General features: G+C 36.9%; 1 protein-coding gene. It reads right to left on the bottom strand.

Features of this window, described 5'->3' with window-relative positions; all coding sequences use genetic code 11:
- Positions 1-61: 61 nt before the first annotated feature.
- Positions 62-202, bottom strand: a complete 141-nt coding sequence (locus V6256_RS15435; RefSeq protein ID WP_341599131.1) for a hypothetical protein — start codon at positions 200-202, stop codon at positions 62-64.
- Positions 203-236: the final 34 nt, after the last annotated feature.

A 236-nucleotide genomic window follows, 5' to 3' on the forward strand; every position in this document is an offset into this window, starting at 1 on the left:
TGGTTGATGTTCGATCATCAATCTCTACCGGCGGATCAACTTGATTCGTATCACTAAGTGCTTACGCTAGCTCTGCAATGCCATCGAGTGCTTGTTGCGGCTGATTAAAATAATCGATTATCTTTGGTGCTTGAACAGCGGTAAAAATAACCAATAAATTCAGTAAAACCACTCGCCAAATTTGTTTAAATGGTTTATTCAAGATTTAAGTCTTGATACTTCAATCTTGAATAAAC

The sequence above is a fragment of the Psychromonas aquatilis genome (assembly GCF_038155185.1).
GTDB lineage: Bacteria > Pseudomonadota > Gammaproteobacteria > Enterobacterales > Psychromonadaceae > Psychromonas > Psychromonas aquatilis.